Raw genomic sequence first — 581 nt, forward strand, 5'->3', positions numbered from 1 at the left:
GGGAGTCCGATACGGTGTGCGGATGCCCCTCGCTCTGATCACCGGCGCCGCGCGTGCCGACAGCATCGCCGCCGGTATCGTTCCTCGGCTGCGCGCCGCCGGTTGGACGGTCGTCACCAGCGACCTGCGCGACGCCGATCACATCGCCGACCTCGCCACGCCCGAGGGGCCGGAGACCCTGATGGCTGAGGTGAACGCAGCCCACGGCCCGGTCTCGGCACTCATCCTGAGCCATGCGCACGATGTGGAATCCGGCATCCTCGACACGACGGCCGAGAGCTTCGACCGGCACGTCGCCGTGAACGCGAGGGCGAGTCTGCTGCTGATCGCGGCCTTCGCGCGGCAGGTGGGCGACGGTGGAGGCGCGATCGTGGCGCTCACCAGCGACCACGTGACCGGCAACCTCCCCTACGGGGCCTCCAAGGGTGCTCTCGACCGGCTCGTGATCTCTGCGGCCCGCGAGCTCGGCCCGCGCGGCATCTCGGCGAACGTGCTCAACCCCGGGCCCATCGACACTGGCTGGATGGACGACGAGACGCGCCGCGGGCTGGCGGAGATGACACCGCTCGGGCGTCTCGGGC

Annotated in this window: 1 protein-coding gene; it reads left to right on the forward strand. The window is 71.4% G+C overall.

Annotated features, from left to right (window positions below):
- Window positions 1–22: 22 nt before the first annotated feature.
- Window positions 23–581: SDR family oxidoreductase (locus KZA10_RS17155; RefSeq protein WP_218683504.1), on the forward strand; the 559-nt coding region annotated here is incomplete at its 3' end.

Source organism: Microbacterium sp. BF1, from assembly GCF_019279095.1.
GTDB lineage: Bacteria > Actinomycetota > Actinomycetes > Actinomycetales > Microbacteriaceae > Microbacterium > Microbacterium maritypicum.